Source organism: Pseudomonas sp. OA65 (assembly GCF_017498305.1).
GTDB classification, from domain to species: Bacteria; Pseudomonadota; Gammaproteobacteria; order Pseudomonadales; family Pseudomonadaceae; genus Aquipseudomonas; species Aquipseudomonas zanjanensis.
The window spans coordinates 1-14,190 of the sequence record NZ_JAGDEZ010000030.1; the positions used below are offsets into that span (position 1 = coordinate 1).

12 protein-coding genes are annotated in these 14,190 nt (G+C 60.4%); 6 read left to right on the forward strand and 6 right to left on the reverse strand.

Annotation, left to right across the window (positions count from 1 at the left end):
• Positions 1-225 precede the first annotated feature (225 nt).
• From J3361_RS21460 to J3361_RS21470, 3 genes are read left to right on the forward strand one after another with little or no spacing between them, the layout of a single operon-like run.
• On the forward strand, positions 226-885 hold the full coding sequence (locus tag J3361_RS21460; RefSeq protein ID WP_207966219.1) for a paraquat-inducible protein A: 660 nt from the start codon (positions 226-228) through the stop codon (positions 883-885).
• Complete coding sequence (locus J3361_RS21465) at positions 872-1,495, forward strand: paraquat-inducible protein A (RefSeq protein WP_186704986.1); 624 nt, start codon at positions 872-874, stop codon at positions 1,493-1,495. Before J3361_RS21460 ends, J3361_RS21465 begins: the two co-directional genes overlap by 14 nt.
• A complete protein-coding gene (locus tag J3361_RS21470) occupies positions 1,488-3,791 on the forward strand; it encodes an MlaD family protein (RefSeq protein ID WP_207966220.1) in 2,304 nt (767 codons plus the stop codon). The genes J3361_RS21465 and J3361_RS21470 overlap by 8 nt, the downstream gene beginning before the upstream one ends.
• A gap of 195 nt (positions 3,792-3,986) precedes the next feature.
• Here J3361_RS21470 and mksF read toward each other — a convergent pair whose 3' ends face one another.
• From mksF to mksB, 3 genes are read right to left on the reverse strand one after another with little or no spacing between them, the layout of a single operon-like run.
• Positions 3,987-6,827, reverse strand: coding sequence for an Mks condensin complex protein MksF (mksF, locus tag J3361_RS21475; protein ID WP_207966221.1), 2,841 nt, complete (start codon positions 6,825-6,827; stop codon positions 3,987-3,989).
• Positions 6,824-7,525, reverse strand: coding sequence for an Mks condensin complex protein MksE (gene mksE, locus J3361_RS21480; protein WP_207966222.1), 702 nt, complete (start codon positions 7,523-7,525; stop codon positions 6,824-6,826). Before mksE ends, mksF begins: the two co-directional genes overlap by 4 nt.
• Complete coding sequence (gene mksB, locus J3361_RS21485) at positions 7,515-8,795, reverse strand: Mks condensin complex protein MksB (RefSeq protein ID WP_207966223.1); 1,281 nt, start codon at positions 8,793-8,795, stop codon at positions 7,515-7,517. Before mksB ends, mksE begins: the two co-directional genes overlap by 11 nt.
• Before the next feature lie 180 nt (positions 8,796-8,975).
• On the opposite strand from mksB, the gene J3361_RS21490 reads away from it, so the two are divergent.
• Together J3361_RS21490 and rimI are read left to right on the forward strand one after the other, a co-directional pair.
• Positions 8,976-9,755: an energy transducer TonB gene (locus J3361_RS21490; RefSeq protein WP_207966224.1), complete on the forward strand. Its 780-nt coding sequence runs from the start codon at positions 8,976-8,978 to the stop codon at positions 9,753-9,755.
• Entirely contained in the window at positions 9,748-10,200 is a 453-nt protein-coding gene (rimI, locus tag J3361_RS21495; protein ID WP_003205585.1) for a ribosomal protein S18-alanine N-acetyltransferase, read from the forward strand. Before J3361_RS21490 ends, rimI begins: the two co-directional genes overlap by 8 nt.
• Positions 10,201-11,066: 866 nt before the next feature.
• Here rimI and J3361_RS21500 read toward each other — a convergent pair.
• Positions 11,067-11,471 carry a serine kinase/phosphatase gene (locus J3361_RS21500; RefSeq protein ID WP_207966225.1) on the reverse strand — a complete coding sequence of 135 codons (405 nt, stop codon included), beginning with the start codon at positions 11,469-11,471 and terminating at the stop codon, positions 11,067-11,069.
• Between the two features lie 132 nt (positions 11,472-11,603).
• On the opposite strand from J3361_RS21500, the gene can reads away from it, so the two are divergent.
• Positions 11,604-12,248, forward strand: a complete 645-nt coding sequence (gene can, locus J3361_RS21505; RefSeq protein WP_186704992.1) for a carbonate dehydratase — start codon at positions 11,604-11,606, stop codon at positions 12,246-12,248.
• 9 nt (positions 12,249-12,257) lie between these two features.
• Here can and J3361_RS21510 read toward each other — a convergent pair whose 3' ends face one another.
• Positions 12,258-12,785 (reverse strand): lysine methyltransferase, encoded by a 528-nt coding sequence (locus J3361_RS21510; protein WP_207966226.1) that lies wholly within the window; start codon positions 12,783-12,785, stop codon positions 12,258-12,260.
• Between the two features lie 175 nt (positions 12,786-12,960).
• Positions 12,961-14,121, reverse strand: coding sequence for a hypothetical protein (locus J3361_RS21515; protein WP_207966227.1), 1,161 nt, complete (start codon positions 14,119-14,121; stop codon positions 12,961-12,963).
• Positions 14,122-14,190: the final 69 nt, after the last annotated feature.

Sequence of the window (14,190 nt, forward strand, 5' to 3'; positions counted from 1 at the left end):
CCGAACTCAGCAGTGAAACGATGCATCGCCGATGGTAGTGTGGGGTTTCCCCATGTGAGAGTAGGTCATCGTCAAGATTAAATTCCGAAACCCCTATCTGCTGATGCAGGTAGGGGTTTTGTTTTGCGCGTCATAAAAGTCTGCGAAAGCTCGTGATAAATTTGCACAGTTATTTTCGAGCCGGAGCACTAGAATAGCCCCACCTTAGCTGAGCCAGAGCTGTTTATGCCCGATCCGTCAGACACTGATAGGTTGTCAGATCTACCCCTGAGCGATCTGGTGGCGTGTCATGAATGCGACCTGTTGATGCGCAAGCCCCAATTGGCCCATGGCGAAAAAGCCGAGTGCCCCCGCTGTGGTTATGAGCTGTATGCCCACAGACACAATGTAGTCGAACGCAGCCTTGCCTTGGTGATCGCTGCCTTGCTGTTATATGTGCCGGCGAACTTCTTACCCATCATGCAACTCAATCTGCTCGGGCAGTCCTCCCAGGACACCGTTTGGAGCGGAGTAGTGGGTTTGTTCGATACCGGCATGCAAGGCGTCTCGGTCGTGGTGTTTCTGTGTAGCATGGGTATTCCGCTGCTCAAGTTACTTTGTCAGTTGGCGGTATTGCTGACCATTCGATTGGATATTGGCCGTAGCTACGGTTTGTTGCTGTACCGCATTTATCACCATCTACGGGATTGGGGGATGCTCGAGGTTTATCTCATGGGCGTGCTGGTGGCCATCGTCAAGTTGGCAGACATGGCGGCCATCACCGTAGGCCTTGGCTTGGTGTGCTTCATCAGTTTGTTACTTGTTCAGGTCTGGCTGGAGGTGGTGATGTCACCGCATCAGATCTGGCAGGCGTTATCAGGAGAAGATGCCCATGCGGGCGATTGATGCCGGCATTCTGGTTTGTACGGAATGCCATGAGTTGAATCGGCAAGACGCCGAAACCGACAACCAAACCTGTACTCGCTGCGGCGCACGGGTCCATCCCCGTCGCCCGAACAGCTTGATGCGAACCTGGGCATTGTTGATCACTGCCGCGATTCTTTATATCCCGGCCAATATGCTGCCGATCATGACCATCAACTCGCTGGGCCAAGGCGCTCCGAGCACCATCATGGCCGGTGTCATTGAGTTGGTTCAGCACGGCATGATTCCTATCGCCGCCGTGGTGTTCATCGCCAGTATCCTCGTGCCCACTTTCAAGCTGGTGGGCATCGCCTTGTTACTATTTTCCGTACAGCGGCACCAGCCCATGTCGGCGCGGCAACGCATCCTGATGTACCGTTTCATCGAGTTCATTGGGCGTTGGTCGATGCTGGATATTTTCGTGATCGCCATCCTGGTGGCGGTGGTGAATTTTGGACGACTCGCCAGTGTCGAAGCCGGTCTCGGTGCGATTGCTTTCGCCAGCGTAGTGATTTTGACAATGATTGCCGCAGTAACTTTCGATCCCCGACTGATTTGGGATAACACGGAGTCGGATAACGACCATGACTGATTTGCCTACCGCTAAAACCCGACCGGCTTCGAACTGGTCGGCCATCTGGGTGCTGCCGCTGATCGCATTGATCATCGGCGGCTGGCTCGGCTGGCGGGCTTATAACGAGACCGGAATCGAAATCAATGTGCGCTTTGAGAGCGGTGAAGGTATCCAGGTCAACAAGACCGAGGTCGTCTACAAAGGTATGACGGTCGGCAAGGTGAAAGACCTCACACTCGATGATGAAGGCAGCTCGAAGGGCGTTATCGCAACCATCGAGATGAACAAGGATGTCGGTCAATACCTCAAGAGCGGAACACGTTTCTGGCTGGTCAAGCCGAGCGTGAGCCTGGCCGGAATCACGGGCCTGGAAACCCTGGTATCGGGCAACTACGTGGCGATCAGTCCGGGTGAAGGCGAGTCGACCCGTAAATTCAAAGCCCTGGTCGAAGAGCCGCCGTTGTCGGATTCCAAGCCGGGTTTGCACCTGACGGTGAAGGCTGACCGCTTGGGGTCGTTGGACCGTGGCAGTCCGGTTTTCTACAAGCAGATCCAGGTTGGCCAGGTGAAAAGCTACCTGTTGTCCGAAGACCAGCGCACTGTTGAAATCAAGATCTTCATCGAGCCGACCTACGCCAGCCTGGTGCGTAAACACACGCGTTTCTGGAACGCCAGTGGCATCAGCATCGATGCCAACCTCTCGGGCGTCAAAGTGCGCAGCGAGTCCCTGGCCAGCATCGTGGCAGGGGGTATCGCGTTTGCCACGCCGGAAAATCGTAAAGACAGCCCACCTACGGACCCAAGCCTGCCGTTTCGTCTGTACGAAGATTTCGATGCCGCCGCCGCGGGGATTCGCGTCAAGGTCAAGCTCAGCGACTTCGAAGGATTGCAGGCTGGCCGTACGCCGGTGATGTACAAGGGTATCCAGGTAGGCAGCCTGAAAACTTTGAAAGTCGACCCGGACCTGTCCAGCGCCAGCGCGGAATTGACCCTCGATCCGTTGGCCGAAGATTATCTGGTGGCCGGCGCTCAGTTTTGGGTCGTCAAACCATCGATTTCCCTGGCGGGCATCACTGGCCTGGAGGCGCTGGTCAAGGGCAACTACATTGCCGTGCGTCCAGGCGACAAGGGCGGAGCGCCGCAACGCGAGTTTGAAGCCAGGGCGAAGGCGCCGCCGTTGGACCTGCGTTCACCGGGACTGCATCTGGTCCTGTTGACGGAAAACCTCGGATCGCTGGAGGTCGGTAGCCCGATCCTCTACAAGCAGGTCAAGGTCGGGTCGGTGCAGAGCTACCAGTTTTCTCGCAAGAAAAAACAACTGATCATCGGCGTGCATATCGAGAAGGAATACGAAGGACTGGTCAACGGCTCGACGCAATTCTGGAACGCCAGCGGCGTTACCCTCACGGGCGGCTTGACTGGCGGGATACAGGTCAAGAGCGAGTCCCTGCAAAGCCTGATGGCCGGTGGGATCGCCTTCGAAACGCCGGAACCGAACGTGCCGTTGAAAAGGCGTATCCCACGGTTTCGTTTGCATGCAGATCGCGAAGCCGCACAGCAGAAGGGCACGGTCGTGACGATCAAGGTCGACCGCGCCGATGGCTTGCGCAGCGGTACGCCGATCCGTTTCAAAGGCCTGGACGTGGGCAAGATCGAAGATGTCGATCTCAGCGCCGACATGCAATCGGTGCTGCTCACGGCGCGTATCACTGAAGTGCCGGAGCGCATCGCCCGGGTCGGGTCCCAGTTCTGGGTGGTCAAGCCAGAGTTGGGGTTGATGAAGACTTCCAATCTGGAGACGCTGGTCACAGGCCAATACATTGAAGTGCAGCCTTCGGCGAAAAACCTCGGGCCACAGAAAAGCTTCGTGGCCCTGGCCAATCCACCGGAAAGCGCCATACCCGAGGCCGGTCTCAGCCTGGTGCTGAGCGCAGCCCGCCGTGGTTCGTTGAAGATCGGTGTGCCGGTCACCTATCGGGAAATCACGGTGGGCAAGGTCACAGGTTATGAACTTGGCCAGACGGCGGACCGGGTGCTGATCCATATCCTGATCGAGCCCAAGTATGCACCGCTGGTGCGCAGCGGCTCTCGCTTCTGGAACAGCAGTGGCTTCGGTCTGGACTTCGGTCTGTTCAAGGGCGCGACGGTGCGAACCGAGTCCCTTGAAACGTTGATCCAGGGCGGCATTGCGTTCGCAACGCCGGATGGTGAACGGATGGGTAACCCGGCGCGACCGGAGCAGACCTTTGCGCTGTTCGACAAGTTTGAAGATGAATGGCTGACCTGGGCACCGAAGATCAGTCTCGGCAAGTAAGCTATTTGGATGTGATGCCTGTGGCGAGGGAGCTTGCTCCCGCTGGGCCGGTCCGACGCTTCGGGCGTAGCGGCCCCAAAGTCTGCGACCGCTGCGCAGTCGAGCGGGAGCAAGCTCCCTCGCCACAGAGTATGCGATAACAAAAAAGGCCGCGATCCAATGGATCGCGGCCTTTTTCACATCCAGAGATTCACATCACACCGGATCCAGCTCCGGCTCATCGGCCTGGACATTCACCGTGGCTTTCACCGCATCGTGACGACGGATGTATTTCCAGTCCGCTTCGTCGATGTAGATGCCGTTCGGGCCGCTGCCGCCTTCCAGGTCGATGGCGACACTGGCGCAGACTTGCGGCTTTACACTGGCAAGGATCGGCACGAAGCCCAGTTGCAGGCTGGTTTCCAGCAGCGCGGCCTGGTTTTTCTCGTCGATGTCCGCCGCTTCGTCCAGGTAGTACGGCAGGCGCACGCGACCGGCCTGTTCGCGGTCCATCAGGTGCAGCAACAAGTACATGTTGGTCAGCGCCTTGATGGTCATGGTGGTGCCGTTGGACGCCGCACCGTCGATGTCGGTGTGGATCACCGGCTGGCCGTTGACCTTGGTGATCTCGAACGCCAGCTCGAACAGGTCCTTGAGGCCGAGCTGGTTGTGGTTCGCCGCCACCAGCCGCGCCAGGTATTCCTTGGCTTCTTCGTTCTTGTTGTCTTGCTCGGCGTTCTGGCTGAGGTCGAACACCGACAGCGTCTCGCCTTCTTCGTACTGGCCGGCGCTGTGGATGATCTGGTCGATGTGCTTGAGCGCTTCCTTGTTCGGCGCCAGGACGATACGGAAACTCTGCAGGTTGGACACCTGGCGCTTGTTGATCTCGCGGTTGAACAGCGCCAGTTGATGCTCGAGGCTGTCGTAGTCGCTGCGGATGTTGCGCAGCGTCCGGGCGATGTCGGTCACCGCCGCACGACGCGCCTTGCCCAGGGTCAGGGCCTCGTCGGTGCGGTGGGCATAGGCGTTGATCAACAGTTGCAGGCGCCGCTCCATGTCGTCTTCGCTGTCGAACTTGGCCACGCCCTTGAGGCGCACCTGCGCGTACAACGCTTCGATCTGGCCGTCGACCCGCAGCAGTCCTTGCCAGCTGTCCTGGTAATCGTTGAGCAGCGGCAGCAAGTTGTCCATAGAATCGTCGACCGGGTCCATGAACGGCGTGCCGAACGGCAGGTCCGCCGGCAGCAATTGACGGCGGCGCAGGGCGTCGTCGAGGGTGCGTTGCTTGGCTTCCATGTCGGCGATCTGCCGGCCCACCAACTGCAACTTGGCGGACAATTGCTGGACGCGCTCGGTGAAGGCATCGCTGGAGCGCTTGAGCTCGTCCTGGGCGGCTTCCATCTGCGCCAGTTGCTCGAGTTTCTCGCCTTCCTCGGCGCTCAAGGTCTGGGTGCGACGGAAATCTTCCAGGGCTTTCTGTGCGTCCAGGACCTGCTGGTACAGCGCCTCGGTCTGGGTCTTGCTCGCGGCGCGGTCAGCGGCCACGGCTTGCTGAGTCTTGAGCTGCTTGAGCTCTTTTTCCAAGCGCTCTTTCTGGTCCCGCAGCGCGGCACGGTCGGCCAGGGCTTGCAGGGCCGGCGGCTCGATGTGGGACAGGTCGATGGACAGGCCCGGCACTTCGAAACGCTCGCCCTTGAAGCCGTCGAGGATCAGCTCCATGGATTTGACCCACTCGCCGTTCTCGTCCAACGCGATGCCGTGTTCGCCCAGCGGCAGGCTGAACAGGGCGCTGTTGAACAAGCGCATCAGGCGTTCGACGTCCTGCTGGGAGAACTCTTCGCGCAGGCGGGCGTAGCTGTTGTTGTCGGCGTGATCGAGTTGTTGCTTGACCGACTTCAGGCGTTTTTCCAGGTCCCGCAGGCGTTCTTCCAGGTCTTCGGCGCTGAACTGCCGGGACTGGGCCAGGGCGCCGGCCAGTTCGTCGTGGGCGTCCTTGGCGGCAAGCAGTTGTTGCTCCAGGACCTTGACGTCATCCACCAGGGCAAAGCGGTTCTTGAGCACCGACAGCTCGCCGATCCAGCGCTGGATACCGCTGATTTCCCGCTCCAGGCGCATCAGCTCCTGGGTGCCGCCGCGCTGGTCGTTCTGCAGCGAATCCTGCTCGTTGCGGTAGTGTTCGGCCTGGATGGTCAGCTCTTCCTTGCGCGCGCTGGCGTAGTCCGACCAGGTGCCCAGCAGTGAGTCGAGCAACGGCGAGAGGCGATGCAGCTTGCCGCGCAGGATGTCGCGCTGCTTCACGCCATTGGCCAGCGCTTCCACCAGCGGACCGGCCGCCACCAGGGAGTTGTAGTCCTGCTCCATGCGTCGTACATCGCGGAAGGCTTCTTCGCACGCGGCGATGTAGTCCACGCTGCCGGAGCGCAGGCTGTGTTCGAACGCGTCGAGGAACAGTTGCTTGAGCTTGGCCGCGGTGATTTCACGCATGTGCAGCAGGTTGATAAACAGCGCGCGGAAGGTCTTGAGGCTTTGCTCGCTGGTGGAGCGCAGCGGGATCAGCGTCAGGTCCAACGGAATCGAGGTGTGGCCACCCACCAGCAGGCGGCGCAGTTCATCCGGCTTGAGTTCGTAGGCTTTCAGGCCTTCGCGTTCCAGGTTGGTGAACAGCTCTTTCTGGCGCAGGCAGGTGTCATTTTTCTGATAGTGGGCCAGGTCCAGTTTGCCGGCATAGGCAAAGAACTGGTGACCGAAACCGCCGCCAGGGCCGCGACCGACCACGCCAATCACGTGTGGGCCGTGGGGCAGGGCGACTTCAACCAGGATGTAGCTGGTGTCCGAGGCAAAGTAGAAACGTCGGGATTGTTCCAGGCTGTACTTGCCGAAGCTCATGTCCGACATGCGGGCCAGGATCGGGAACTGCAAGGCGTTGATCGAGGCGGATTTACCCAGGTTGTTCGCGCCATACACCGACAGCGGTTCTTCCAAGGGGAACAAGCCCAGGCTGTAGCCGGCGGTGTTCAAAAGGGCAAAGCGGCGGATGCCGTAGCGTTCCTTACTCATGCGTCGGTCTCCTGTTCTTCGGCAATGGCGCGGGCCAGGGCGTCTTCTTCGCTTTCACCTTCGAATTCGCTGAGGTCCAGCGGATCATCGGTCTGCAGCAGTTTTTCGTCGCTGTCTTCATCGATCAATACTGGCGTCGGCAGCGGCAGCACGCTGTGCAGGCTGGCGGCCAGGTCGCGGTCCTGCTGGACCGACAGGCAGACGTCGAGGAAGCGATGCATCGGCGGCAGGAAGCGGTACACGCCGTTCTCTTCGCTAGCGAAACCCAGTTGGGTCATGCGGCGCATGATTTTTTCTTCCAGCTCTTCCTGGGTCTGTACTTCGGCCTGGATGAACAGGTCGCGGTATTTCTCCAGCAATGAAGGCAGCTCATCGCGGCCCAGGCTGCCGCCGTCGAGCACGGCGATCGGGTCGCGGCCCTGGTCGGCCAGGTGTTCGACGAGGATGAAGGTGAACAGGGCCAGGCGCTGGGCGGTCTTGTTCACTGCGGCGGCAGCTAGGTCCGGCACGAAGTAGTAGAAGCCACGGGTGTCGCACACCAGCTCGAAGCCCAGGGCCTTGAACAGCGTGCGGTACTGGTCCTGGAAGTTCGACAACTGCGCGTACAGTTCCGGGTCGCGGCGGCTGACGTGGTAACCCTTGAACAGCTCGCGGAAGATCGGCGCCAGCTGGGACAGTTCGGATAGATCAAGATGCATGGGGGATGCTCGCAGAATCCTCGGCGGCGGTGTCGCCGGCCGAGAGCAGGGCGAAGGAGCGCAGGCTGACCTGATGCTCGTGAGTATGGTATTCGCGGCGTTCCAGACGCTCGCGCTTGAAGCGTTTTTCCCGCGACAGGCGCGAGAACCAGTACAGCAATTCGTCGGTGGCGCCGTCCGGCTCTTGCTCCAGCAGCCAGGTCATCAAGTCCGGCATCGGCAGGGCGTCTTCGCAGCGCTCGACCATCTCGCGCACGGTGCGTGGCGCACGCGGCGCTTCGCCACCCTTGTGGGTCTTGTGGGACTTGGGGAAACGCGCCGGTTTCGGTTCGAAGCGGGCCAGGGCGTAGACGTAGGCTTCAACCTGGCTGGCGCTGCCCAAAAACGTACTTTGCGGACGGGTGAACAGCGGCATGGCGGCTTGCGGCACGGCATCGATGCCTTTGCGGCGAATGGCCGCCAGGGCCAGGGCGGCGCCACGGGTCACGGCGTTATGGCGGCGGGCCTCTTCGCGCAACGGCAAAAGCAGTTCCCGGGCGTGGCGCAGGGTCAACTGGGCGCTGGTCTGCATCTCCAAAATGCGCGCGTGAGTGCGCAGCAGCATGTCGTCGTCCACCAGGTGGCCGAGGCGCTGCTGTTCGGTGAGCATGCGCAACAACACGTTCTCGACTTTGCGCACGCCTTGCTCGAAGGCGCCGTCGGCGTTGACCAATTGGATCATCGGTTCGACGTATTCGTCCCAGGTCGCCAGTACTTCGGCGTAGCGCTGGCGCAGGGGGATCTGCCGGTCGCTGGTCTTGGCCCGTTCGGCCACGGCCACCAGCGCTTGTTCATCGTTGGCGAGTTTCTTGAGCACGTCGCGCACGCGCATGTCCAGCAGGCGCAACTGACGGGCCAGGTCGTTGCCGTCGCGTATGTCGAAGGCGTCCTGGATATAACCGGCCAGACGCTCGAGGTGGCGCAGGTAGGCTTCGATTTCCAGGCACAGGCCCAGGCGGTGTTCACGGCGCAGGTAGGCGAGGAAGTCATGGATCTGGGCGTTGAGCTCGAAACGGTTCGGGCTTTTCGCCACCGGTACGAGGATGTCCAGGCGGATCCACACGTCCAGCAGGTTGGTGATGTCCTGGGGCGTGCTGTCCAGTTGTTGGGCGGCCAGCTGTGAACGCAATTCGTTGAGGCTCAGGGTGCCCTGGTCGAAGTGCTCGCACAAAGGTTCCAGCAATGCCCAGTGTTCAGCGAGGGCGCGCAAGACGCGCTTGGGTTCGATCATCGCAATGGCCGTCGGGTTGGCAATTAAAAGCGGCGATTGTACTGCATCGGGCCGGTTGCGATTCACCCCTTGGACGGACTGTCGTTCTCTATTGATCGATAATTGACTCACAGGGAAGCGATCCGCGTCGAAGGGCGGTAGAATCGCTTCCACTTTCAGTTATCCACAAGTGGCCGACCCTTGCTTATCGAGTCCCGTCGCCGCGCCTATCTGACCGCCATGCAGGTGGTCAACTGGCTGCCGCGTACCGAATTGCCATTCGCCGCCCCGTCGCGGCCCGAGCTGCTGGAAACGCCCGAGCCCGAGTACGTCGCGCCGGTCATGACGGCATCTGTGGCCAAGACGGTCGCCGAGCCGCCAGCCGCCGCACCCGAGCGGCCAAAAATCGAAGTGCCGCGCCCTAGCCTGGCCTCGACCCGCACCAATGCCAAGCCGGTGGAGGAGGTGGTCGAGGCACCGCCCAAGGCTCCCTATGTCGCCCCGCCGCGTTTCGCCCTGCAACTGCTGCGGGCCGGGCGTTGCCTGCTGTTGGTGGAGTTGCCCACGGGTGAGCCGTTCCAAAGCCGTGATCCGGCCTATCTTCTGCTCAAGGACATGCTGCGCGCCGCCGGTCTGCCGGACAGCCCGCAGATCATCGGCGAGCCGGTGCGTTGGCCGCTGTTGTCTCGCGGCACCATGGACCAGGGGCCGGAAGCGGCGCGGGATTTCGTCCAGGGCTTCGTTTCGGCGCGGCTCGAAGATGAGCCCTGCGTGTGCCTGTGGCTGATCGGCCTGCCAGCGGTGAAGTTTGCCGGCGAGGCGGATGCCGAGGCGTTCAATCGCGAATTGCAGGTCGAAGGACTGGGCTCGGCCTGGGCGTTGCCCGGGCTGGAATTGTTAATGGAAACGCCACAGCGCAAGGCTGATGTCTGGCAAGCCATGCGCCGGCTGATGGCGCGCTGGAAAGAATCGAATGAGTGATGCTGTATCGTTCCGCCCGATGACCGAGGCGGACCTCGACGCTGTACTGAAAATCGAATACGCGGCCTACAGCCACCCTTGGACCCGCGGGATATTTCTCGACGGGCTGGGCAAATACCAGATCTGGCTGATGTTCGAAGGCCAGCAGCAAGTCGGCCATGGGGTGGTGCAGATCATCCTGGACGAGGCGCACCTGCTCAACATCACCGTCAAGCCGGAAAACCAGGGCCGTGGCCTGGGCTTGCGTCTGCTGGAACACCTGATGTCGATCGCCTACAAGGCCGAGGCCCGGGAATGTTTCCTGGAAGTGCGCGACAGCAACCGCACGGCGTTTCGGCTGTATGAGCGCTATGGTTTCAATGAAATTGGCCGGCGCCGTGACTACTACCCTGCGGTGGGTGGGCGCGAGGATGCGGTGGTCATGGCGTGTACCTTGGTGGACTGAATTGCCACGACCCACTGTGGGAGCGGGCTTGCTCGCGAAGACGGCGGTACATCCAACATCGATTTGAACTGAGTCACCGCTTTCGCGAGCAAGCCCGCTCCCACAGGGGCTTGGCGGTGTACATCAAATTTGCGATCAAACCCAAAATCCATGTGGGAGCGAGCCTGCTCGCGAAGACGGCGGCACATTCGACGTTAATGCAAGCTGACCCACCGCTATCGCGAGCAAGCCCGCTCCCACAGGGGCTTGGCGGTGTACATCAAATTTGCGATCAAACCCAAAATCCATGTGGGAGCGAGCCTGCTCGCGAAGACGGCGGCACATTCGACATTAATGCAAGCTGACCCACCGCTATCGCGAGCGGGCTCGCTCCCACAGGGGGCTTGGCGGTGTACATCAAATTTGCGATCAAACCCAAAATCCATGTGGGAGCGAGCCTGCTCGCGAAGACGGCGGCACATTCGACATTAATGCAAGCTGACCCACCGCTATCGCGAGCGGGCTCGCTCCCACAGGGGCTTGGCGGTGTACATCAAATTTGCGATCAAACCCAAAATCCATGTGGGAGCGAGCCTGCTCGCGAAGACGGCGGCACATTCGACATTAATGCATGCTGACCCACCGCTATCGCGAGCGGGCTCGCACACAGGGGCTTGGCGGTGTGCATGAAGTCCGCGGTCAAACACAAAACCACTGTGGGAGCGGGCTTGCTCGCGAAGACGGCGGTACATCCAACATCGATTTGAACTGAGTCACCGCTTTCGCGAGCAAGCCCGCTCCCACAAGGTATTGGTGGGGAGCATCAAATCTGAGGCCAAACACAAACCCCTGTGGGAGCGAGCTTGCTCGCGATGGCGATTGCCGGGTCAGCGCTTGCCATCCAGTGGATCGATATCGGCCATTTCCGCTTCGTCCAGCCCATCGCCTCCGCCAATGTCGTTTTCATTCACGACACTCAGGTCCCAATCCGCCTGCTCGTCGTCGCCGGCTTCGGAGGCGTCCCGGGCGCCGTCTTCGCGGATGAGGGTTTCCGGGCTCATGTCGTCATCGGTCGATTGGTGGTCATCCGTCGAGGCGCCGGTCATGCCCGCTTCACGCACGCGCTCACGCGGCATCAATTGCTCGCGCTCGTCTTGTGGCAATTCGTCGCCGATTTTCGCGCTGGGCTGTTCGTCGTCGAACTCCAGCTCATGCATCGAGCCCATGCGATCCTCATTGTCATCGATGGGTTCCGGCTGCGTGGCATCGAAGGGGCGTCGTGAATCATTCATGGCAATTCCTCATACTGTGGGCCTTACTGGTGTCGACCGGCAGCGCAGTCAGGAATTCCAATGCATCGCCGACGTGACCCCGACCGGCGGTCGTCTGTCACAGTTGCGCACTCTCTATCGAGGCTAGACAGCATGAACGAATTACAAGATCTGATTGATAACAACGCGCGTTGGGCCGATGCGATCAAGCAGGAGGATCCTGACTTTTTCGCCAAGCTGGCTCGTCAGCAAACCCCGGAATATCTGTGGATCGGCTGTTCCGATGCACGGGTGCCGGCCAACGAGATCGTCGGCATGCTGCCGGGTGATCTGTTCGTGCACCGCAACGTGGCCAACGTGGTGCTGCACACCGACCTCAACTGCCTGTCGGTGATCCAGTACGCCGTGGACGTGCTCAAGGTCAAACACATCCTGGTCACTGGCCACTATGGCTGTGGCGGTGTGCGTGCCTCGATGCAGAACCAGCAACTGGGCCTGATCGACGGCTGGCTGCGCTCGATTCGCGACCTGTATTACGAGCATCGCGAGGCGTTGGGCCAGTTGCCGACCGAAGAGGAACGTGTGGATCGCCTGTGCGAACTCAATGTGATCCAGCAGGTGGCCAACGTCGGCCACACCAGCATTGTGCAGAATGCCTGGCACCGTGGGCAGAAGTTGTCGATTCATGGCTGCATCTACGGCATCAAGGATGGCCGCTGGAAAAGCCTGGACACCACGATCAGCGGCTTCGAGCAATTGCCGCCGCAGTATCGGCTGCGTCCGGTCGGCGCGCCCTGAGGGCAGCCGTCAGTCGCGATGACAACGACGCCGCCAATGCCGCAGGAACTCCATGCCCTGCTCATTTGGCGGCTCGTCATAGCCAGTGATCCAGCCATGACAATTGGACGAGCCGCACCGGCAGGCGAATTGCCGATACAACTTCTGCTCGGTGCTGGCGTAGTCCATTGTCAGGCAGTCGCCTTCGCGGATGTCGGTCAGCGCCCATAGCCACAGTTCGCTCATGTCCAGGAAGACATTCGGGTTGCACGAGTGCAGCAGCAGTCCCGCGAAGTACGGATCAAACATATGCACATCCGGCAGGATCTGTAACGTGTGCAGGCGTCGACGGCTCACCAGCAGCCCCGATACCCTGCACATCCGCTCCATCGATTTGAATTGTTTGCGAGCGATTATTCCGTTGCCACGACCGTCCTTGGTCTTATGCACTTCAAAGTCGCGCATGCAGGGATAACCCTGGCGGGTGCAGAGAGGCGTTTCGGGATAGATGCAATCCCGGTTCCGTGAGCGGGCGCCATCTGCAATGAACGTGGTCATGACAGTCCTTGTCGGTGCTAAACACTCGACTTTCCAGCGCAGGCATCCTGCCAGCGATTGTTGAAAACCCTGATAGCTTCCTCCAAACCGTGAACGGCTTCTACTGTCGACTCTGACAGGAGCCAAAAGCGCATCCCCGTGTGAGCGCCGGCTTACACGGGAATGCCTGACAGCATTAAACCGCTTCGGCGGGCAACGGCATGGGCACTTTCAACTGCTGCAGTTGCGACTTGATCGGCGGGGTCTCGCATTTTTTTGCCGCGTCATCGGCGGATATTTTTCGGATCGAGGTGTAGAACAACTCGCAGGTCTTTTCCTTGTCCGTGACCTGCCAGGTCTGCGTGCACTGGTTCAATAGGGTGCTTGGGTCGGTGCCCGGCTTGCTGCCCATGCCGGCCTGCCAGCAGGCAGCACTCAAGTCCTGGCCCATGACCTTCAAGCCGGCGGCATCTGCCTTGGCTTCGTCGCCGTCGTAGTTTTCCTTGTCAGCGGCGTACCAGATATAGCTCGGGTGGTTCGAGCCCAGGACCGGCACCTTGACCCCCGCCGTCGGCGTGATGGTTGCCAGGCCGAGCACGCCTATGGTCTGGCCGTACTGGGTCTGGATCCAGTTCCGAACGGGCGCTCCGAAGGCCACCATCGGCAATGCGGCGCCGCTGGCGGTTTGGGTAACCTCTTTGACCATGGTGGTCTGGTAATCGTTGAAGTAGCTGTAGAGCCCCTCCAAGGTGCTGCCAGCATTGGATGGCGCCGCGATGGGCGCGATGTCGATGATGGTCTGGTAGGCGGGTGTGTTTGGCGCGGCGATGCCGTTGACGGTGAGCAGCGTGGCCCAGCGGTCAGTGGTGGCCGACTCCAGGTAATCCTGGGCCTGGGTCAGGGAGTAATCCGGCGGAAAGTGCAGCAACTCGACACTCTTGCGGTTTTCCAGGGCCATGCCCAGCGGCAGGAACAGGTACCAGTTGTAGGACCATTTCTTGTCGTTGTTGAGTTTGGTTGCGCCGTTGTACGCCAGGTCCCCAGCGTCGAGTAGGGCCTTCAGCGGTTGGCCATAGCTTTTCGGCACGCCGCTGATGTTGGCGTAGACGGTGCCGTTGTCGCTTTTGACGCTGACCTTGGCCGCGTCGTAGCCGTCGCGCTGGACACTTTGCGTCAGGTAATGCTCGACGGTCTGTTCCAGAGTCCAGTCGCGAAAACAAATGACGTTGCAGTTGTTGGGATAAGCGAAGAGACGGGTGACGCGTTCGGTGCTGCCAAGATTTACGTCGATGTCGGCGGCGTGGACGGTGGCGCTCAGGGCGAGGGCGGCAAGAGGAAGTACGGCGAGTTTGAACATGCTCAGATCCTTTTCAGCGTGAGGGACCCTCAAAAGCAGGGCGTATCCATACTGAAACAGACCGAGCCG